Here is an 18,963-nt window from a genome sequence, read left to right on the forward strand (position 1 = left end):
GGTCCGTGTTCGTGTTCGCCGCCGACCGCCGTCAGGTCGACGGCTCGGCTCTGGGCGGCGTCCAGTTGTGTGGCAGCAGCTCGTCGATGCGCGAAGCCGGGTGGCTCTGGACGCGCAGCAGGACGTCGGCGAGATAGTCGACCGGGTTCACCTGGCTCGCCTCGCACGTCGCGATGAGCGAGTAGAGGCCGGCGAGGTTGTCGCCGGCTTCGTCGTGCCCGACGAAGAGGAAGTTCTTGCGCCCCAGCGCTGCCACGCGCAGCGCGCGCTCGGAGGCGTTGTTGTCGATCGGCAGGCGCGGGTCGGTGAGGAAGAGCGTGAGCGCGTTCCACTGGCCGAGCGCGTAGCCGATCGCCTCGCCAATCGGGCTCTTCGGCGGATGACGCGACTGCTCGGCGTCCAGCCACGCCCGGAAGTCGTTCATCAGGGCTCGGCTCGCGGTCTGCCGCATCTCGAAGTGCTCGTCGGTGCCGAGCAGGTCCGCGTCGAGCGCGGCGCGCTCCACCTTGTAGACCTCGAGGATGAAGTCCATCGCCAGCTTCGCGGCGTCCGGCGCGGTCGACAGCGCCTCGAAGAACTTGCGGCGAAGGTGCGCGAGACAGCCGGCGCGCTCGCGGCCGCCGGGCAGCGTCACCTTGTTGTAGCCGGAGTACGCGTCTGCCACGAGCTTGCCGAGTGTGTCGCCGAGCACGCGGAGCGGCGTCTCGCCCGAGCGGCTCCGCGAGTAGACGTACGAGATCATCTCCTTGTCGGCTTCGTCGCGCGCGATGAAGCTCCACAGCCAGGCGGTGCGCGTCTTGCCCTTGGCCTGCACGCGCTGCGTGGTCTCGTCCGCGAGCACGATCTCCTTCTTGGCGACGAGCTGAAGCAGGCGCTGCGACAGCGGCTTCGTGGCGACCGCGACTCGGTGGAAGAGCTCGCCCAATGTCGAGTCGTCGACCTGCACGCCCGCGCGGCGGTACGCCTTCGCCTGGCGGTACAGCGGCAACGAGTCGGCGCACTTCGAGACGACGACCTGCGCCATGAAGGCCGGGCCGAAGCGAGCTTTGTCGTACACTTTCGCCGGCGGGTTGGCCGTGATGATCGCTTCGCCGCAGCGGCAGCGGAGCTTCTCCTGGACATGGATCTGGCGTTCGACGCGCGACGGGACGAGCTCGTACATCTCGGTCGTCTCGCCGCCGCCGAGTCGGCTGAAGTCGTGACCGCCGCATTTCGGGCAGACCTTCTGATCCTCGCGGACCGTGTGCTCGATCTTCCGCGTCACGAGCTGGCGCTTCTTCTCGGCGTTCTCGCGGCGGGTTCGGAGCGCGGCGATCCGGTCCGCCTCGGCGCGAGCTGGATCGCGAATCTCCTTCGCGACCGAGGGCATCTTCTCGGACCGGGCGCCGAAGACATGGCGCTGCAGCTTCTCGACGGTCGCCTGCACGGAGGTGAGCTGGTCGCTCAGCTTCGCGATCGACTCGCTCTGCTGCCGGATGGTTTGGGCCTGAGCGGAGATCGTGTCGTGCGCGGCCGCGAGCTGAGACGAGAGGCTCTCGGCCTCGTCACGCCACTCGCAGCGATGCTCGCCGCCCATTCACAAGCGTAAAGATCACGCCGGAGCGGGCTTGTCCATGGGACGACCACCGGGACGATCCGAGTGGGACGGGGGCTGCCAGTGCTCGGGCCGCCGAACGCGGCCGAAGTCGATCCCGTCGAGCAGCATCGCGAGCTGCGTCGCGTCGATCTCGACGGCCATCGTGGACGAGTCCATGTGAGGCAGCTTGAACTGGCCGCGCTCCAGCCGCTTGTACACGAGGACGAACCCGCCCTTGTCCCAGGTGAGGATCTTCACCCGGTCGCAGCGACGCGACACGAAGACGAAGAGGTGACCGGAGTACGCGTCCTGGCGGAGTTCGCCCTGCACGATCGCCATCAGCCCATCGATCGACTTCCGCATGTCGATCGGGGTCGAGCCGATGAAGATGCGGACCGACCGCGGAATCGTGATCACGGCTACAGCGCCGTGACGAGGGCGCGGAGGTACGCAGGCTCGGTGCCGGGCGGAAATCGCACGACGACGCCGGTCGGGAGCGCCAGCTCGAGCAGCGACGAGCTCGGCTCGACCAACCGCGCCTTCGGCGCGGACGCTACCACGCGGACCGGCACGAGACGCGAGCGCTCCTTGGCCGGAGCCCGCCCTGGGACTTGACCCGATGACGCCGGCGCCGCCTCGACGAGCGGGCGCGACTCCTTGCGCAGCCGGTAGATCCAGTTGCGCAGGTTGCTGAACGAGATCCCGCGCTCTGAAGCGAACTCGCGCTGCGTCAGGTCGCTTGTCTCGAAGTCCGCGACGAGCTTTGTCCAGCGCTCCCGGTCCTGGTCGGCCATCGGCTCCTCCGGCGAAAGAACGCGGAGGATCTCGCCCTCGAGCTATGGCTGCCAGCCGGGCTTCGGCGGGCGGTTACCCCCCGGCCGGCGCGAAGGAAGCGCAAGTCGCCGGCGGCCTCCGCGACGCGGACGGAAGCGCCGAAGCCCGCTCCCAAGGCGGGGAAGGTGCCTCCGAAGGCTCGTGAGGCGAAGAAGAAGCTGCTCGACGCGGTCCGCGTGTTCTCGGCGAACAGCGCGCTCGAGTATGACGACGACGGCGACATCCCGATGCGCTTCGGTACCTCGCCGGGCTGGGCACGCTTCATCGAGAAGCCGCTCCTCGTGAACCTGCACTTCCTCATCGCGGAGGACGTGGAGGTCACCGAGGCGCTCCTGCGGCGCCTCAACGAGATCAACACGCAGTGGTTCCTCGCGCGGCTGGTGATCTCAGGAACGAACGTGTTCGCCATGGCGCACTTCCTGGCGGACCCGTTCTGCGTCGAGCACTTCACCGGCTGCTGCGCGGCGCTCCTGGCGATGGAGCACGAGCACGGGGAAGAGCTGCGCGCGAAGGCGGCGGCCGCGCGGAAGCAGATGGACTAAGGCTGTTCTTTGCCGCCGAGCACGAGCACGTAGCCGTACGGCCCCGCGTTGACGATGCTCGTGTCGCCAATCCGGTCCGTGACAGGCTCACGGTGGTGGACGTGACCACAGATGCACGCCGCCGGATGCCACGCGGCGATCCACTCGGCGATGCGCGGGCTGCCGCGATCGACGAAGCGTCGGTCGCGGGACGTGAGCGTTCCGGCCGGTGGGACGTGCGAGACGAGGACTAGGCGCGCGATCGGAATGGCGTCCATTCGAGCGAGGAGCTCGGGCCAGGCGGGGGCCTCTGCCGGGTCGGAGCGCCCGTCCCATGACGGCAGGCCGAACCCGGCGAACCACCATCCGGCGCGCTCGATGACCTGGCCGTCCAGGTCGGTCCAGCCGACCGCGCCCGCTAGCTCCCCGTACGCGGAGCCTCCGTCGTGGTTCCCTGGAACGGACAGGACCGGAACGCCGGACCGCGAGAGTGCTTCGTACACGGCCCGATCGTTCGCACCGTCGACGCCCAGGTCGCCGCCGGAGACGACGAGATCTATCCCGCCGGCGAGCGCCATGGCACCGAGCCGACGCGCGGCGGCGAGGTCGCGGTGAACGTCGGAGAGACACAGGATGCGCACGGGTCACCAGCGCCGCGACCGCTTCCTATCGAGCCTTCGGCCACCCGCGCGCCGCGCGTTGCCGTCTGCGCCCGGGTCCTTCTGCTCCGGGTTCCCGGCCGCCCGCTTCGCGCCGAACGCCTCCTCCATGCGGTCCTGCGCCGCGGTCTTGACGGCGCGGCCCATGGACCGGAGGTCGGCCTCGGCATCCGACTGGTACAGCGAGCTCACGCTTCGCGAGCCGCCCTTGCGCATGCTGGAGCGGTACGCGGTCGAGGCACCGTACGCGTCCGCGCTGCCGAGCCGGTCCGCGAGCTTCCCGGCCGCGGCGCCGACCGCGCCGTGCCCGCGCTCCACGACCTCGCGCTGGAACAGCACCATCGTCTCGCGCGCCTCGCGATAGCGGCCTTGGCGGGCCGCCTCCTCGGCCTCGATCTGCTTCCGCACGAGCTGCGCCACCGCCACCACCTCGTCCACGCCAGGAGTCGGCACGGCCTGTGCGTCCGCGGCCTCGACGAACCGGACCGACGCCTTGCACGCGGGCTGCTCCCGGATCACGCGGCCGTTCTCGACGCGCTCGAAGATCACCTCGATCTCGGCGACGGCCACCGGCGCATCGAGCGGCACGGGGCGCGGCGCGAGCCGGGCCCCGAGCACGAGGTGGCGCACCTCGTCGACGAGCAGGTCCGGGACGCGGATCACCGCCGTGCCGCCCTCGTCCCTCGCGTCCACGTCGCTCACCACCTCGGTGAGCTGCGCTCCCTCGCAGGGCGCGACGCGCACCTCGATCCGCTGCGCGTACGTCGAGAGCAGGCCTCCCAGCTCGCGCGCGAAGGCCGTGAGCGCGTCCTCGGGGCTCCGGACGTATGCATAGTTTCCGCGCCCCAGCGTCGAGAGCTCCCGGAGCAGCTCCTGGTCGGCGTCGTCGCCGTAACCGAAGGCCGACACCGAGGCGGTCCCGAGGTTCGCCTCGAGGAGAGCGCACAGCCCCTCGGGCGACGTCGCGGGTCCCTCGTTCGCGAGCCCGTCGGTGAAGAGGATCACGCGAACGGGCATGCCATCCGGCACCTTCGTCACCTTCGCGTGGTCGAGCCCGGCGAGCAGCCCGCCGGCGAGGTTGGTGTTGTGGCGCGGCCGGAGCCGCCCCAGGGCAACCTTGAGCGCGTCCTTCCGGTCCTGTGTCATCTCGGTCGGCGCCGCGAGCGTCTCGACCTCGGTCGAGAAGACCACCACGCCGCAGAAGTCCCCGGGCGCGAGGTGATCCACGAGCTTCATGATCGACTGCGTGGCGAAGTGGAGCTTCTCGCCGTGCATGGAGCCCGACACGTCGAGCACCGGGATGACGCAGACGGGCGACCGCTCGGCGCGAGCGTTCCCGTGAGGGGCCACCAGGGAGACGACGAGGTGGGCGTCCTTCGCCTCGTCGAAGCGGACCTTCTCGTACGTGAGCTGGGCGGTGGTCTTCATGGTGCTGAGGCTACGGGGGGCACGGACACGGCCGGATCCCGGGCGCGCCTGGGCCATGTCCGTCGGCCGGCGAGACTTCCCGCAGGAAGACGGTTGGCGGGGGGAGGGCCCGGCGCGTCGCGGGGGGCGGCGGCCGGGCTCGCAGCTTGGAGGCGCGATGCGACCGCTCGGCGATTGTCTCCTCGACGGCATACGTCTGCTCGAGGAGCTGCAGCTTCCACCGGAGCGCGGCTTTCACACCGGCCTGTCAGGTGTGGATGGGCTCAGCCCGTGGCGGACCGCGAGGCTCACGATCCTCTCCGGCCGGGCGTCGGTCGGCAAGACCGGGTTCTTGTTGCGCTCGGCGCTGCACTCGGCCCGGCGCGGTATCCCGACGGCCGTGTTCACGGGGGACGGGACCGGCGCCTCGATCGGCGCTCGGCTGCTGATCGCAGGAGCGGATCTGCGCGTGCCGCGAGGGGTACCGGGAGCGATCACGCGCGAGCAATGGGCTCGCACGATGCGGGTCGCGGACGAGCTCGCGCGGCTGCCGCTCTGGGTCGATGAGCTTCGCCCCTACGAGCCCGACGCGGTGCGGTCTGCGTTCGACGGCGCTGCGAAGGGCGTGCATGCGTCGTTCATCGCGTTCGACGGCATCCCGTGGTCGCGCGCTTCGATCACCTCCACGATGCACGAGCTGGCGGAGGCGTATCGCCTCCCGATCCTTGCTGCTGTGCGCGACGACGGCGAGTTGCTCGCGCCGCGGACGATAGAGCCGCTGCGCTTCGCCGCGCCGTCCTGGACGACGGTGCTCCAGCTCCAGGATGTCGGGGCAGGGCCGGAGCTGGGCCGCGCGGACCTCGCTCTCTTCGTCTGCGACAACGACGGGAACCGGTACGAGAACGTGCCGCTCGTGCTCGACAAGCCGATCGCATGGGTGCGCGAAGCGACGTCGGACGAGCGGCCTCCGGTCGAGATCTGATCGCCTATTCGATTAAGCCGTCAAAGCAGACAGCGACTCCGCGAGCGGCAACGCGATCCATCCCTCGATACGCGCCGCCGGGAGTTCGTCGGCCGTCGGGCTCAACGTGAGGCGAAGCGCGGCAGCCCGCGCGACGAGGCTCGCGATGAGCGCGTCGAAGATGTGATCGGACGTCGCGCACTTCCTCGCGTGCTCCGGTGCGATCGTGAGCCAAGGCGCTCTCTCGCTGAGTGTCGCGAACAGGGCCGCAAGAACTGCGCCGTTCTCCCGGCCCTTGTAGCCCCTGCACCGGAGCCCCCAGGCGTGCAGCGCGGCCGCGGGGTAGACCTCCTGGACTCGGCCGTCGCCCGAGCGATCCTGGACACCGAGGCGGTCGAGGAGCAGCGCGCACCGCGTCGCGGGGATTGCGAGCGCGTCGCACGAGACGCTCAGGGGCGTGATGTTGGTCGCCTTGTAGACCCGTTCGTCGGTAGCTCGCAGGCGAAGTTTGCGCCGGTTGATTATGTTCCACTCGTCGAGGGGCCACGGCTTTCCCGCGTGATGCGCGGTGATGGCTTCCACGAAGTACGTGGGCCATCCGAACGGCGCGTCGATCCCGACGATCCTCGCGCCGCTCGCGCGCTGAAGGATGTCCTCGTCCGAGAGCCCGGTCGACACCCAGCGGACGTGTGCTCGATTCTCCGACCACTCGATCGTGCAGCCGGCCGTCGACTTGGGCTCGGCGGCGAGATCGATTCCGAGGGTGACCATGCGGCATCTTACCGAGGTCACCGCCGGGCGGTTCGCCGGCGGGACCGAATTGCCTTCACTCGATACATCGCCCGGCCTCGAGGATCTCCAGCAGGAGGACCTTCTCGTTGGGGGAGAGCGACGTGCTCGTACAGCCGCCAGACGGGAACGCCAGGGCCGGTGCCGACTGGTCGCCTCCGTTCGCGTGGAGGTCGGTGAACGTCACGCGCCCGCAGCGCTGAGCCGCCGCCGCGCCGAGCGGCGCGTCGAACGAGAACCACTGCACCGATGCCGGGCTCGAGCCCGCATAGACGAGCCAGGGCTCGACGCCGGCCGCGACGGCGGTCGCGGTGTGCTTCGCGGAGCTGAGCGTGACGGTACCGCGTGTGCTCGACGTGCCCGCGGCCAGGAGCCAGTCTGCGATGGCACCGCCCCGGGCGGTCGTCAGGTCCACCGCCGCGTCGATCGTGCCGAGGTCGGGAAGTGCGGAGGCGAACGTCGCGCTTGCCGGCCACGGCGCGGGCCCGGAGGCGATCCAGTAGTTGTGCCAGTGCGACGCGAGCAGCCGTCCACCCGCGTTCACGTGATCGAACATCGCCCGGAGCGCGGCCGCAGGCTTCGTGTCCGGGTTCTGCGCGCCCTCGCACGAGAGCATCACGAGCTCGTACTCATCCAGGGCGCCGCGGCTCGCCCAGAGGTCCGTGGAGGGCGCGAACGCTCCGCCGCCGAGCGCGGCGTCGAACACGCTCGCCCCGCCGCTGCCCGCATAGAGGTGGACGCGTGCGGCCCCACCGGCGGTCCCGAACTCGGAGTCGGCCACACCGAGCTTGCGCAGGACGCATTCCAGCGCGTCACTGGCGCCCGTCGAGACGGCGATCTGGGGAAGCCGCCCTTCGGCGCTGGTGCGCGGGAGCCGGATGGCGTCCGCGGGGACCGCCGTATCGGCGCACGCCGTCACCGCGACGGTCGCCTGCCGGCGCCACCCACCGATCTCGGCTACCACGGCGACGTTGGATCCGGGGGGCACGTCCGAGAGCTGGAACCGACCCACGGCGTCGGTGCGCGTCCAGGCGACCGCGCCCGGCGGGGAGCTGCCGCAGCGCCGGCACTGGGTGCCGTCCGGAATGGCCGGCGGGGCGCCGGCGGGCACGTACACCCAGGCACCGGAGACCGGGAGCGTACCGTTCGGCGCGTGGACGATCCCGCTGACCGTCGTGTGAACGCCCGCGGGGCACGCGTCGGCGGGCGATCCGCCGCCGCTCGACCCACCGCCACACGCGACCATGGCCGCTCCCAGTGCTGCGACGAAGAGCACGTTCCGCATCCGGTTCCTCCCCGGCCGAACCCACACCCATCGTCCGGCGCGCGCCCGACATAGGGAGGGCGCCCGGTTCGTGCAATCGCGCACGGCCGTGCCGCTTCGTGTCCCTGGCTGACGGGACGGGCGTGGGCCGGGAACTGCTCCCTGGCGTTCGTCGCGCGGGGGCGAGACTGCAACGCCCCGCGCAGCGGGCCAAGCCCTCAGGCGACCCGCTTGACCTGGAGCTGCTCGTCGAATTCCCAGAGCGAGAGGCGTTCGTTCGCCTTGACCGCGTACCTGAGCTTGGGATCCGCCCTGCGAACGATGATTGCGCCGACCGCCGACTCGCGATTCCCGCGCCGCTCTTCCGCGATCCATCCGAGGTACCGGCTGACCTGCCCCACCACGTGATCCGCAGAGCGGCCGCGCTTGAGCTCGAACACCCACCAGCGGCGGGCCTTCGGCTCGAAGCCGAGCAAGTCGATCGAGTTCACGGGCGTGAAGACCTGGCGACACGGCCACCCGTGAGCTTCGCGCCGCGCAAGCTCGACCCCTGCGTCCGCGAACGGAGTCTCGGACCAGTGCAGTTCGAGGTGCTCTTCCAGGGCTCGCTCGGAGATATCCATCGCCTCGGCGGCTCGTGGCACCGGCACGCTCGGGAGGTCATCCCCGAGGAAATCCCAGAGCCGTCCCGACCTGTCCGGCGGGAAGTACGCACGGGCGAGCAGGCGAAGGACCCGGAAGCGGGCTTCGAAGCTCGATGCGAGCTGGTCGAACACTGCCTCGTCCAGCTGTGCGCAGCGCACGTGACGAAGGACGTCCCATGCCTCCGCCCGCGCATCCTTCGCGGCTCGAAGCGCCGCGGACGCGCCCTCGATCGGGATGAGGGTCCACACTCCGTCGTTCTCGAGATGGCGAAACGGGTACTCGGGCCTTGCCTGGTTGGGCCAGCCTGGGAACAGGAGGTCCAGAAGCTGTTGGAACGCACTCCGCAGGCCGCCGTCCAAGAAGACGTTCCGACTTTGCTGCTTGCCCTTGTGGATCAGGATCACCACCGCAGCGACCAGCAGCGGCTTGTACGGCTTCACGCTCCCACCAGACCGATCGAGGCGGAGGTGCTCCAGCCGGCTGCAGAACTCGTCCAGGCTCATCGCCATCGGAGCACGATCTCCCTTGCCGGGACACGCTCGACCTGCGGAAGCCTGGCGAGTATGGCGCACACCGCGCTCGACCGGTGCACCCGCAGATCCTTGAGGAGCACGGAATTGGACAAGGTGCCGTGGGTGCGCAGGCGATCCCAGGCGAGGTTGAGCATCCAGGCCGGGATGGGCTCGGCGCCACCAGTCCGGGTGCGAGACCGCTCCGTCTCGACGTGGACCTCGACCGGCGTGAGCTCCACGACCCGGTTCTTGCGAGGCCGTGGCCCGAGCGTCAGGAACACGGGCGACCGCTGCACCTCGACGCGGAGCGCCCGGTAGAGATCCGGCTCGAACGGCTCCTCGACGCGCTCGGCGGCCTGCAGCGTCCACCGGTTGACGCGATCGTCCGACCAGAGCGCCTCCGCCCAGTCCCATGCCCGCGCGAGCGGGACGTCCTCACGCACCCCACGCAGCGAGACGGCCGCCTCGAGGTTCGTGGCGAGGCCGCCGGTCAGGTTCGCGGAGCCCACGACCGCCCGAGCATCGATGCGGTTCGACCCCAGGTACAGCTTCGGGTGGAACGTCCGGCCTGAGCCTGATTCAACACGCGAACGTCGAGGCCGAGGCCGCTCGCCATCGAGAGTGCCGATGGACTCGTCGTCTGGAAGGTTGTCGTGACGAGAAGCCGCGAGCGGGCGCCACGAGCGCGCAGCCCCTCCAGCTCCTTCTGGAGGAGGTGCAGTCCCTTCTCTTGGACGAATGCGACGCAGAGGAACGCTTCCTCCGCGCCGTCCAGCGTCGCCCGGACCGCATGCAGTAGCGACCGGTCACTCGTGGTCACCGTCTCGACGTTCATGCTCATCGCTGCGTCGGAGCCGCGATCACCCAGCCCCCTGCTCGAACACGTGGTCGTTGTGCCACCGGAGCAGCTCCGGATCAGGTCTATCGGCCACACGCGGCGGCAGCTTGATGGTGCGCCCGTCCATCGAGTAGTACGCCTTGCCGTTCTCCCACTCCTCGGCGAGTCGCTGGCTCACCACGAACCGATGGTCCGGCGTCACGGTGACGTAGCCGGTGTCGAACAGCCGGTGGATGTCGGCGCGAAGCAGCAGTCCGTTGACGACGTCGTGCGACCCCTCAGCCCCGTACGGCCGGATGTGGGCAGCCTCGAGGACGGGCAGCGAGTGCTCGCCGCTCACGGCGCAGGCGCCGCCGTAGGCACCGGTCACGGCCACCCGGAACGTGCCCTGGCCGAGGCGAGGTCGAACCAGCTGCGGCTGGCCGAAGCGTTCGGCAACAGGCTCGCTCGCGTTCACGACCGCCGGGACCGGAGCCATCCGGGCGGCGCGCTCGCGGCAGGCCGCCCAGATGCGTCGGCCCTCGCCCAGCTGGAGGTCGTATCCGGCGCCTGAGACGATGTTCGGCCGCCAGTCGCGAGGCTGTTCGAGCCAGTCCCCGTCGGCGAAGAACCACGGGGTCGCGACCATGATGCAGCCGATCCGGTGCGCCGGGCCGCCTGTATCGCGGGCGTACCGACCGACCCGCCTCGCCATCGCATCGTACGTCGCTGCCCCGTTCTTCTCCCCGAAGGCGTCCCAGGCGAGACGCGGAGTCGCCGCCTCGTACCGGGCGAAGATCCCGAAGCCGCCGATGGCGTTGTGCGGCGCCTTCAGCTTGAAGAAGAACGGCGTCCCCGGTGGCGCGTTGAACCCGTGGGCGGACGGCTGCCAGAAGTTCACTTCCTCGAGCGGCTGACGCGCTCGTAGGAAAGTGAACCAGTCGTGGTCGGTGGTGGCGATGTAGCCGCGCACGGTTCCAGACTACAGGATGGCGATGAGTCGCGTCCGGCTTCCCGCTCCCGTGCTGTACCCCGGGTGAGGTACACGATCCGTCCTGAGACCGGTGGAGCATAGGTTCCCACAGCTGTTCGCGTTCCGGAGCCAGCTGGTCGGACCAGTGCCTCCTCGAGATCGCCCCCGCCATCTCGTACGCTCAGGCGGAGCGAAGGATCGAAGGGGGGCGGAGCAAATGGGAAAGTACGGCAATGCGGCGTTGCGTGCGACTGAGTTGGTCCGTAGAGCGCGTAGCGCACCACCAGACGCCTGGAATGTCGCCGTGAAGGAGCTGTTTCCGAACAGCCCGAGTTCTCAGAAGAAGGGATGTCCGAAAGGCGCGTTCCTCGGATTGTGCGAGGAAGGCCTCATTGTTGGCGTACCTCGTGGCAGCTACACACGCAGCGACGACAACAAGCGGTATGCCGTTGATGCTGTCCAGCTCCTTCAACGAAAGCCCGGCCTTGCTGATGCGTCAGCGCGCGACGGTGGCGCCACGAATCTCTGGCTGCTCGTCATGCGCGGCAAATGGAAGACCCCGAACCACCAGATCGAGGTCGTGCTGGCATTGTGGAATGACGGCCTGATCGTGGGCAGCCGCACGGCCGCTGCGACCACCAGTTGAAACGCCAGCGGGCGTGCGCCGTCCCCTGCACCTACTCGTCGAGGTCACGGGCGCCACCGCCGTTGCAGCGCTGGGCTCAGCTCCGCGCGCCCGGCGCCACCCGCGCCCTCGCGATCGCGCCCCGCTGGAACATGGCGTTGAACACGAGCGACGGGATGCAGAAGTGCGTGACGCTCAGGATCCCGGCGACCGCGGTCAGCGTCGCGCCGAGCGCGTAGCCGAGAACCATCGAGCCCGCGTGAAAGGCGAGCCCGGTGGCTGTGAGCCAGACGGCCGCCAGCCCGCACGCGAACCGGCGCTGGATCGCGTGGTGCGGCAGCGCTCGCGTCCGGGTGAGGCGCCGGACGAGGTGGTTGTAGAGGAGATCGAACGGGTGGAAGGGGAGCGCGGCGCCGAAGGCGGCGATCACGGCGAGCGTCCAGAGCACGGCGGGGGACGCCAGGATCGTCCCGGTCGCCATGACCGCGGTGCAGAGCGCGGGCGACCACCTCATCCACGGACCGATCTCGGTGAGGGCGACGTCGTCGAGGCCGTGGAACCCCTGCGCCTCGAGCCGGCGGCGTGTGACGGGTAGGCTTGGCATGACGTTCCTCCTTTGCGTGGCGTCCCGTGCTCGGCCCCCCGGGGCGCCGACGCCGCCGGACGGGGCGGCGGCGGCACCTCGAGCGACCGGAGACGCGGCTCAGTGGACCGAGGGCGGCGGCGAAGCGAACAGGTACGGCCGCGCGTCCAGCCATTGCCAGCCGCTCCCGATCCGCTGCGCGAGCATCACGACATGCAGCTTCAACGTGCCCTTCGATCCGCTCGGCAGCCTGGCGTTCTGGAGCTCGTGCTCGAGGTCCAGGAACGCGAGGTCGCCGCCGAGGCGGCGCACGGACTGGATCGAGAACCTCGACGTCGTGCCCTGGAGCAGAGTGTCGCAGTCGTGTTTGTAGGTCGTCTCGACCCCGGACCGGCCGCGACCGATCTCGCCCATGGGCGAGATCAGCGTCCCCTCCTCGGCCCAGCACGCCGCGACCTCCTTCGCGTCGAACCGGTTGAACACATCGTTGAACCTGCGGACTGAGGCCTCGAGCGACGGCTCTGCCCTGGACTCCGAGGTCCCGACCGCTTGCGTCGATTCCATGGATCGCCTCCGTGACGGCGCCGACGAGCTGGCGCCGTCCTCGCCGTGCTCGGGGGCGTGCGGCGGTGCAATGCCGGTGCGGTGGCCACGTGGGGTTCAAGCGTGGATTGACCTCCGCGCAGCATCCCGCCTTCGTCGTGAGGTCGGGCCGGCCGCTCGACAGGCGGGCCGCTCTAGCCCGCCTCAGTACCGCGCCCGTACGGAATCGGCGGCGTACGCCTCGAGAACGGTCCGCGCCTCGCCCTCGAGGAGATGCGCCTCGGGAACGGCGCGAGCGCCGGGGGCCTTCGCGAACTCCTGGTAGAACACCGGGTCGTCGAAGCCTGCCCGCGCGGCGTCCTCGATGCCGAACCCGTAGAGCACGCGGTCGATCCGCGCCCAGTAGCTGGCGGCGAGGCACATGGGGCACAGCTCGCCGCTCGCGTAGAGCTCGTGCCGCCCCGACCCTTCCAGGTCTCACCGCCATGTCACATCCCGGAGCCCTGCGCCGTCCGAGCGCGGACAGGAGGAGACATGTTCGGATCGGGACGCAACAGTGAAGCTTCACGGCTGTGGTCGCGGATCGCTTGCATGGCCGCCGCGGCGCGGGTCGGGGCCGTCGTGCTCGCCGCACCGGCAGCTGCGTGGGCCTCGGACCCGCAGCCCAGGGTCGCGGCGTACACGCTCACGCCGCAGCGGCTCACGGCGCAGCTCGGCATCCTGGTGGCGCTGGTCGGCGCGATCGCCGGCTGGCGAGCCTTGGCCCGCGCAGCTGCTCGTCCGGGCGCGGGTGACGGACGGCGCGGGGCCATCGTGGCCCTGGTGATGGGACTCATCGGGCTCGTGATCGGCGGGCAGGTGGTGGCCGGCGCGAAGGGTGGCCTCGGCACGGGCCAGGGGCTGGCTGGAGGGGTCGTGGCGGTCGTGGTGGGACTCATCGGCATGGCCCTCGGTGGGTTGGCGCTGGCCCGTACGCGGCGGCGCATGCCCGGTCGCGAGATGACATGAGCTCGATGAGCACGACCTCGAATCCGGCGGAGCGCTTCGAGCCGCACCGCGGCCGCCTGCTCGGCCTCGCCTATCGCATGCTCGGCTCGATGGCCGACGCCACCGACGCGGTGCAGGAGACCTACCTGCGCTGGCACGCGGCCGACCGCGAGGAGGTGGCGGACGCGCGCGCGTTCCTCATCACCACGACGACGCGCATCTGCCTCGACCTGCTGACCTCCGCGCGCGCACGGCGCGAGGCATACGTGGGTCCGTGGCTGCCGGAGCCGGTCCTCGACGCGGCGGCGCTCACGCCGGACGCGCACACCGAGCTCGCCGAGGATCTGTCGGTCGCGCTGCTCCTGACGCTCGACCGCCTGTCGCCGCTCGAGCGGAGCGCCTTCCTGCTGCACGACGTGTTCGACCTCCCCTTCGCCGAGATCGCCCGGGCGCTGGAGCGAAGCGAGGCGGCGTGCCGGCAGCTCGCCTCGCGCGCCCGGGCGCGCGTGCGCGCGGCACGGCCGCGCGGCCCGACCGCGCCGCCGGCGTCTCCGGGCACGGTGGACGCGAAGCACGCGCACCTCATGGCCGCGTTCGCGGCCGCGACGCAGGCGGGCGACGTCGATGCGCTGATGCGGCTGCTCGCGGCCGACGTGCGCGTGGTGACGGACGGCGGCGGCAAGGTGCCGGCGGCGCTGGACGTGGTCGAGGGCGCCGACCGCGCGGCGCGCTTCCTGGTCGGAGCCACGCGCAAGCGCCCGGGTCAGTGGTGGCGCGAGGACTTCACGGTGCGCTTCGCGATCGTGAACGGCCTGCCCGGCGTGGTGGTGGACGGCTCCGATGGCCCGGTGCAGACGTCGGCGTTCGAGATCGAGGACGGCGTCATCCGGGCGCTCTACGTCGTCCGGAATCCCGACAAGCTGCGGCACCTGGCGGGCGCGGCGGCGCCGGGCACCTGATGACCGACGGCGGCGGCGACCGGGGCGCCTGGACCCACGGACCTCACGACGCGGCCCGCTCCGTGGTGAGTGCGCCGCCGACCACCACTCGCCCGCCGGCCGCCGCAGGGATGCGCGGCCCGGGCGTGAGGATGCCGGCGAGGTTGAGCGGGTCGGCGGCGGAGACTTCCAGGGACGCGTCCTCCGCCGAGTCCCGCCGCGTGGCGCGGAGGGCGTCGACGGCGTCGGGCACGGCGAACTGCTCGCCGCTGAAGCCGGCGACGAAGCGGCCGCCGCGGATCTCACCGCGGGCCTCGAGCGTGCGGTAGACGCGGACGAGGTCGCGCCAGGGCGGCGGGCGTGCCTCGCGGGCGAGGAGGTCGCGGAACACGACGCCGTAGCGGCGCAGGTACTGGCGGGCGAGCGGCTCGAGCGTGGTCTCGGGGAGGGAATCGGCGTCGGCGGCCGGCGCGGGCGGGCCGGCGCGCAGGAGCGCCCAGCGGCCGCCTGCGGCGGCGGGACGGGGGCGGTGTCCGGGTGGCGGCGCGACGAGCGCGCGGAGGCCGGCGAAGCCGTCGCAGGTGACGCGCCCGCCGGACACGAGCTCCCAGAGCGCCTCCTCGGCCTCGCCGGCGTCGGTGCGGACGGCCTGGGCGAGCTCGCCGACGAACGACGCCCCGCGGCGCGCGAGCGCCTCCACCAGCTCGGTCGCGATGGTCCCGAGGGGCGGCGGCTCGGCGCCGGACGCGATGCCGTCGAGGAGCCAGGGCAGGTCCTCGCGGAGCGCGAGCGTCACGGGCGCGGAGCGGGTGGGCGCGCCGCGGCGGCGCGGGGGGAGGCCGTCCTGCGGCGGCGCGACGTGCAGCCGGCCCCAGGCGACCTCGCCAGACGTGCACAGCGCGTCGAGGAGGCGCGGCTCGTAGCCCTGGACGCGCGCGGGCAGGAGGTCGCGCTCCCAGGCGCCGGCGGCGGCGTGGAAGCCCTGGAGCTGGCCGATCACCTCTAGCAGGCCGTGCGTGCCGTGGAGCCGGGTGCCGGGCGCGGCGTGCTGCCAGCGCGCCAGGAACCGCAGGAACACGGCGGCTCTGACGGGCTCGATCTCGCGGCGCAGGCGACCGATGGTGAGCCGGTGGATGCGGGCGAGCACGCCGCGCTCGCACCAGTGGGGCGCGTCGGGGGACCAGGGCTCTTCGGGCAGGAACGTGCCGCGGAGCACCCTGCCCTCGGCCTCCAGGGCGGCGAGGGAGGCGTCGATGGCGGCGGGCGGGAGGCCGATGCGTAGGGCGAGGCCGGCGGCGGTGACGGGACCGAGGTGGGTCATCCAGCCGCGGACGAGGGTGACGAGAGGCTCCTCGGGCGCGCCGGGCTCCTGTGTGCCGGACGCGGCGGCCCGCGCGATCCCGAGCCGCTCGGTGGCGGCCCACCAGGTCCGTTCACCATGGGTGACCGTCCGCGCCCGCCCGGCGGCGGCCAGCGCCTCGAGCCACGGCATCCACGGGGCGGCCTCGCCGGCGGGCAGCAGCACGAGGTCGAGCAGCGCGTCGTGAACCTCGTCGGCGTCGCGGGGCGCGGGCCAGACCTGCGAGGCGACCTCGGCGATGGCGGCGGGGTCGAGGGCGCCGGCGGCGGCCGCCTCGGCCGGCGGGAGCGCGCGCCGCACGGCCACGGCCCGGGCACGACGCTCCTCGAGCGGCGCGTCGTCGAGGTACGCCCAGGGCCGCGCGTTCAACAGCTCGTGCGCGAGCGGCGACGGCTCGGGCGTGTCCACGGCGACGAGCCGGACCTCGCCGGCGGCGATCCGCTCGAGCACGGCCCGGAGCGCGCCCGCGTCCATGGCCTCGCCGAGGCAGTCGCGCAGCGTCTCGCGGACGAGCGGGTGATCGGGCACCTCGATCGGCCCGCCGGGCGCGTTGTCCTGGCAGGCGGTCTGCGCGGGAAACACCGCCGACAGCAGGTCGTCGGCGCGCATCCGCGCGATGGGCGGGGGCATGCGCTTGCCCTTGAACAGCCGCGGGATGGCGAGCGCGCGCGTCGCGTTCCAGCGCCAGCGCACGCCGAACATGGGCGCCTGGAGCACGGCCTGGGTGAGCACCTCGTCCACGGTCGCGGGCGTGACGTACGAGAAGATCGACTCGAGCGGGAACGCGTGCTGCGGGCCGAGCGAGAGGAGCACGCCCTCGTCGGTGGCGGCGGCCTGCAGCTCGAAGTCGAAGGTCCGGCAGAAGCGCTTGCGGAGCGCGAGCCCGAGGGCGCGGTTGCTGCGGGCGCCAAAGGGTGCGTGGATGACGAGCTGCATCCCGCCGGCCTCGTCGAAGAAGCGCTCGGCGACGAGCGTGTGCTGGGTGGGCAGCGCGCCGAGCATGGCGCGCCCGGCGGCGAGGTACTCCACCACCTGCCGCGCGCCGGCGGCGGGGAGCGCGGCCTCGGCCTCGAGCCAGGCGGCCGCGGCGGCGGGTTCGGCGAGCCGGGGCTCGAGCTCCTCGCGCAGCGCGGAGACCTCGGCCGACAGCGCCCCGCTGCGCCCGGGCGCCTCGCCGTTCCAGAACGGCACGCCGGGCGGCGCGCCGTGGGCGTCCTCGACCCGCACGACGCCGGCCTCGACGCGGCGGATGCGCCAGGAGGTGGTCCCGAGCAGGAAGATGTCGCCGGCGAGGCTCTCGACCGCGAAGTCCTCGTCGAGCTGGCCGACCACCGCGCCCTCGGGCTCGGCGACCACCGCGTACTGCGCGGTGTCGGGGATGGTCCCGCCGCCGGTGAGCGCTGCGATCCGCGCGCCGCGCCGCCCGGTCACCCGATGGTTCACGCCGTCGCGGTGGAGGAGCGCGGAGGCGCGGCCGCGGGAGGTCGCGATGCCCTCCGAGAGCATGCGCACCACGTCGTCGAAGTCCTCGCGCGCGAGCGCGCGGTACGGCCAGGCGCGGCGGCACAGCTCGAACAGCCGGTCCTCGTGGATGGCGCCGCAGGCGGCCTCGGCGACGACCTGCTGCGCGAGCACGTCGAGCGGCGCGTCGCGGACGGCGACGGGCTCGAGCCGCGCGCGGCGCAGGCCGCGGACGAGCGCGGCACACTCGACCAGCTCGTCGCGGCTCATGGGGAAGAGGCGCCCCTTGGGCGTCCCGCCCTTCACGTGCGCGGCGCGGCCGATGCGCTGGAGCCCGGTGGCGAGCGCGCCGGGCGAGCCGAGCTGCACCACCACGTCCACCTCGCCCACGTCGATGCCGAGCTCGAGCGAGGCGGTCGCGACCACCGCCCGGAGCGCGCCGGCCTTGAGCCGCTCCTCGGCGGCGAGGCGGCGGGTCCGGGAGAGGCTGCCGTGGTGCGCGCCCACCTCGCCCTCGCCGAGCCGCTCGGCGAGCGCGTGCGCGGCCCGCTCGGCGAGCCGGCGGGTCCCGACGAACACCAGCGTCGAGCGGTGCGCGCGGACGATCTCCGCCACGCGATCGTAGGTCTCGGCCCACAGCTCCTTCGAGGCGACCGACGACAGCTCGTCGCGCGGCACCTCGATGGCGAGGTCGAAGGCGCGCCGGCGGCCGACCTCGACGATCGCACAGCGCGGCCGACCGGTGCGGCTGACGCGCGCGGCGCCGACCAGGAAGCGCGCCACCTCGGCGACCGGCTCCACGGTGGCGGAGAGGCCGATGCGCTGCGGCCGCCGCCGGGCCAGCGCCTCGAGCCGCTCGAGCGAGAGCGCGAGGTGCGCGCCGCGCTTGTCGCCGGCGAGCGCGTGGATCTCGTCCACGATCACCGTCTCGACGCCGGCGAGCGTCTCGCGGCCGCGCTCGCCGGTGAGGAGGAGGTACAGCGACTCGGGCGTGGTGACGAGGAGGTGCGGCGGGCGCAAGAGCAGGCTGCGGCGCGCGGACGCGGTGGTGTCGCCGGTGCGGACCGCGACGCGCAGGTCGGGCGGCGCGAGCCCGGCCGCGCGCGCGGCGGCGCGGAGCTCGGCGAGCGGCGCCTCGAGGTTCCGGGCGATGTCGTTCCCGAGCGCGCGGAGCGGCGAGACGTAGACGACGCGCGTCGCGTCCTCGAGTCGCCCGGCGAGCCCATCCTGGAGGAGCCCGTCGATGGCGGAGAGGAACGCGGCGAGCGTCTTGCCGGAGCCGGTGGGCGCGGAGACGAGCACGTCGCGGCGGGCGGCGATCTCGGGCCAGGCGAGGGCCTGCGGCTCGGTGGGGTCGCCGAAGCGGCCGGCGAACCAGGCGCGGATCACCGGGTGGAAGGTGTCGAGCACGCCCCGCGATCTAAGGGGCCGCGGGCGGAGTCGCCGCCGGGCGGTGGACGGGCCCCCGAGCGAGCGGGCGCCCGCTGGCCGACAGGGGCGAACGCCCC

20 protein-coding genes are annotated in these 18,963 nt (G+C 72.2%); 5 read left to right on the forward strand and 15 right to left on the reverse strand.

Annotation, left to right across the window (positions count from 1 at the left end):
* Positions 1-31 precede the first annotated feature (31 nt).
* Genes ANAEK_RS19925 through ANAEK_RS19935 form a run of 3 tightly spaced genes read right to left on the reverse strand, consistent with a single transcriptional unit; the run spans position 32 to position 2,370 of the window.
* Positions 32-1,576: an IS66-like element ISAnsp3 family transposase gene (locus tag ANAEK_RS19925; RefSeq protein WP_012527321.1), complete on the reverse strand. Its 1,545-nt coding sequence runs from the start codon at positions 1,574-1,576 to the stop codon at positions 32-34.
* Between the two features lie 15 nt (positions 1,577-1,591).
* A complete protein-coding gene (tnpB, locus tag ANAEK_RS19930; RefSeq protein ID WP_012527322.1) occupies positions 1,592-1,993 on the reverse strand; it encodes an IS66 family insertion sequence element accessory protein TnpB in 402 nt (133 codons plus the stop codon).
* Positions 1,994-1,995: 2 nt separating this feature from the next.
* The gene (locus ANAEK_RS19935) at positions 1,996-2,370 is read right to left on the reverse strand and encodes a hypothetical protein (RefSeq protein WP_012527323.1); all 375 of its coding nucleotides are present in this window, start codon (positions 2,368-2,370) and stop codon (positions 1,996-1,998) included.
* Positions 2,371-2,535: 165 nt separating this feature from the next.
* Here ANAEK_RS19935 and ANAEK_RS19940 point away from each other — a divergent pair, with 165 nt between their 5' ends.
* The gene (locus ANAEK_RS19940) at positions 2,536-2,952 is read left to right on the forward strand and encodes a hypothetical protein (RefSeq protein ID WP_012527927.1); all 417 of its coding nucleotides are present in this window, start codon (positions 2,536-2,538) and stop codon (positions 2,950-2,952) included.
* Here the strand turns inward: ANAEK_RS19940 and ANAEK_RS19945 are convergent.
* Both ANAEK_RS19945 and ANAEK_RS19950 read right to left on the reverse strand, forming a co-directional pair.
* Positions 2,949-3,572, reverse strand: a complete 624-nt coding sequence (locus ANAEK_RS19945; RefSeq protein ID WP_012527928.1) for a metallophosphoesterase — start codon at positions 3,570-3,572, stop codon at positions 2,949-2,951. The two genes, ANAEK_RS19940 and ANAEK_RS19945, sit on opposite strands and share 4 nt — an antisense overlap.
* A gap of 3 nt (positions 3,573-3,575) precedes the next feature.
* Complete coding sequence (locus tag ANAEK_RS19950; RefSeq protein ID WP_012527929.1) at positions 3,576-5,018, reverse strand: VWA domain-containing protein; 1,443 nt, start codon at positions 5,016-5,018, stop codon at positions 3,576-3,578.
* A 157-nt stretch (positions 5,019-5,175) separates the two neighbouring features.
* Between ANAEK_RS19950 and ANAEK_RS19955 the strand changes: the two genes are divergently transcribed.
* Positions 5,176-5,979 (forward strand): DnaB-like helicase C-terminal domain-containing protein, encoded by an 804-nt coding sequence (locus ANAEK_RS19955; protein WP_012527930.1) that lies wholly within the window; start codon positions 5,176-5,178, stop codon positions 5,977-5,979.
* A 12-nt stretch (positions 5,980-5,991) separates the two neighbouring features.
* On the opposite strand, the gene ANAEK_RS19960 is transcribed toward ANAEK_RS19955, so the two are convergent.
* The 6 genes from ANAEK_RS19960 to ANAEK_RS19985 form a co-directional block, all read right to left on the reverse strand.
* Complete coding sequence (locus ANAEK_RS19960) at positions 5,992-6,729, reverse strand: DUF429 domain-containing protein (RefSeq protein ID WP_012527931.1); 738 nt, start codon at positions 6,727-6,729, stop codon at positions 5,992-5,994.
* A 55-nt stretch (positions 6,730-6,784) separates the two neighbouring features.
* On the reverse strand, positions 6,785-8,032 hold the full coding sequence (locus ANAEK_RS19965) for a hypothetical protein (protein ID WP_012527932.1): 1,248 nt from the start codon (positions 8,030-8,032) through the stop codon (positions 6,785-6,787).
* Positions 8,033-8,229: 197 nt separating this feature from the next.
* Positions 8,230-9,165, reverse strand: a complete 936-nt coding sequence (locus ANAEK_RS19970; RefSeq protein WP_041454130.1) for a PDDEXK nuclease domain-containing protein — start codon at positions 9,163-9,165, stop codon at positions 8,230-8,232.
* Positions 9,156-9,677: a hypothetical protein gene (locus ANAEK_RS22690; RefSeq protein WP_049778423.1), complete on the reverse strand. Its 522-nt coding sequence runs from the start codon at positions 9,675-9,677 to the stop codon at positions 9,156-9,158. Before ANAEK_RS22690 ends, ANAEK_RS19970 begins: the two co-directional genes overlap by 10 nt.
* Positions 9,659-10,009, reverse strand: coding sequence for a hypothetical protein (locus ANAEK_RS19980; RefSeq protein ID WP_041454131.1), 351 nt, complete (start codon positions 10,007-10,009; stop codon positions 9,659-9,661). Before ANAEK_RS19980 ends, ANAEK_RS22690 begins: the two co-directional genes overlap by 19 nt.
* 19 nt (positions 10,010-10,028) lie before the next feature.
* Positions 10,029-10,958: an HNH endonuclease gene (locus ANAEK_RS19985; RefSeq protein WP_012527934.1), complete on the reverse strand. Its 930-nt coding sequence runs from the start codon at positions 10,956-10,958 to the stop codon at positions 10,029-10,031.
* A 304-nt stretch (positions 10,959-11,262) separates the two neighbouring features.
* On the opposite strand from ANAEK_RS19985, the gene ANAEK_RS22850 reads away from it, so the two are divergent.
* The gene (locus ANAEK_RS22850; protein ID WP_232288293.1) at positions 11,263-11,604 is read left to right on the forward strand and encodes a hypothetical protein; all 342 of its coding nucleotides are present in this window, start codon (positions 11,263-11,265) and stop codon (positions 11,602-11,604) included.
* Positions 11,605-11,680: 76 nt separating this feature from the next.
* On the opposite strand, the gene ANAEK_RS19990 is transcribed toward ANAEK_RS22850, so the two are convergent.
* The 3 genes from ANAEK_RS19990 to ANAEK_RS20000 form a co-directional block, all read right to left on the reverse strand.
* Positions 11,681-12,187, reverse strand: a complete 507-nt coding sequence (locus ANAEK_RS19990; protein ID WP_012527936.1) for a DUF4395 domain-containing protein — start codon at positions 12,185-12,187, stop codon at positions 11,681-11,683.
* A gap of 99 nt (positions 12,188-12,286) precedes the next feature.
* Positions 12,287-12,730: a DUF4440 domain-containing protein gene (locus ANAEK_RS19995; RefSeq protein ID WP_012527937.1), complete on the reverse strand. Its 444-nt coding sequence runs from the start codon at positions 12,728-12,730 to the stop codon at positions 12,287-12,289.
* Positions 12,731-12,913: 183 nt separating this feature from the next.
* A complete protein-coding gene (locus ANAEK_RS20000) occupies positions 12,914-13,132 on the reverse strand; it encodes a cytidine deaminase (protein ID WP_012527938.1) in 219 nt (72 codons plus the stop codon).
* 111 nt (positions 13,133-13,243) lie between these two features.
* On the opposite strand from ANAEK_RS20000, the gene ANAEK_RS20005 reads away from it, so the two are divergent.
* Together ANAEK_RS20005 and sigJ are read left to right on the forward strand one after the other, a co-directional pair.
* Positions 13,244-13,717 (forward strand): DUF6223 family protein, encoded by a 474-nt coding sequence (locus ANAEK_RS20005; protein WP_012527939.1) that lies wholly within the window; start codon positions 13,244-13,246, stop codon positions 13,715-13,717.
* Positions 13,714-14,655 carry an RNA polymerase sigma factor SigJ gene (gene sigJ / locus ANAEK_RS20010; protein WP_012527940.1) on the forward strand — a complete coding sequence of 314 codons (942 nt, stop codon included), beginning with the start codon at positions 13,714-13,716 and terminating at the stop codon, positions 14,653-14,655. The genes ANAEK_RS20005 and sigJ overlap by 4 nt, the downstream gene beginning before the upstream one ends.
* A 43-nt stretch (positions 14,656-14,698) precedes the next feature.
* Here sigJ and ANAEK_RS20015 read toward each other — a convergent pair whose 3' ends face one another.
* On the reverse strand, positions 14,699-18,865 hold the full coding sequence (locus tag ANAEK_RS20015) for a DEAD/DEAH box helicase (RefSeq protein WP_012527941.1): 4,167 nt from the start codon (positions 18,863-18,865) through the stop codon (positions 14,699-14,701).
* Between the last annotated feature and the right edge of the window lie 98 nt (positions 18,866-18,963).

The organism is Anaeromyxobacter sp. K (assembly GCF_000020805.1).
Taxonomy (GTDB): domain Bacteria; phylum Myxococcota; class Myxococcia; order Myxococcales; family Anaeromyxobacteraceae; genus Anaeromyxobacter; species Anaeromyxobacter dehalogenans.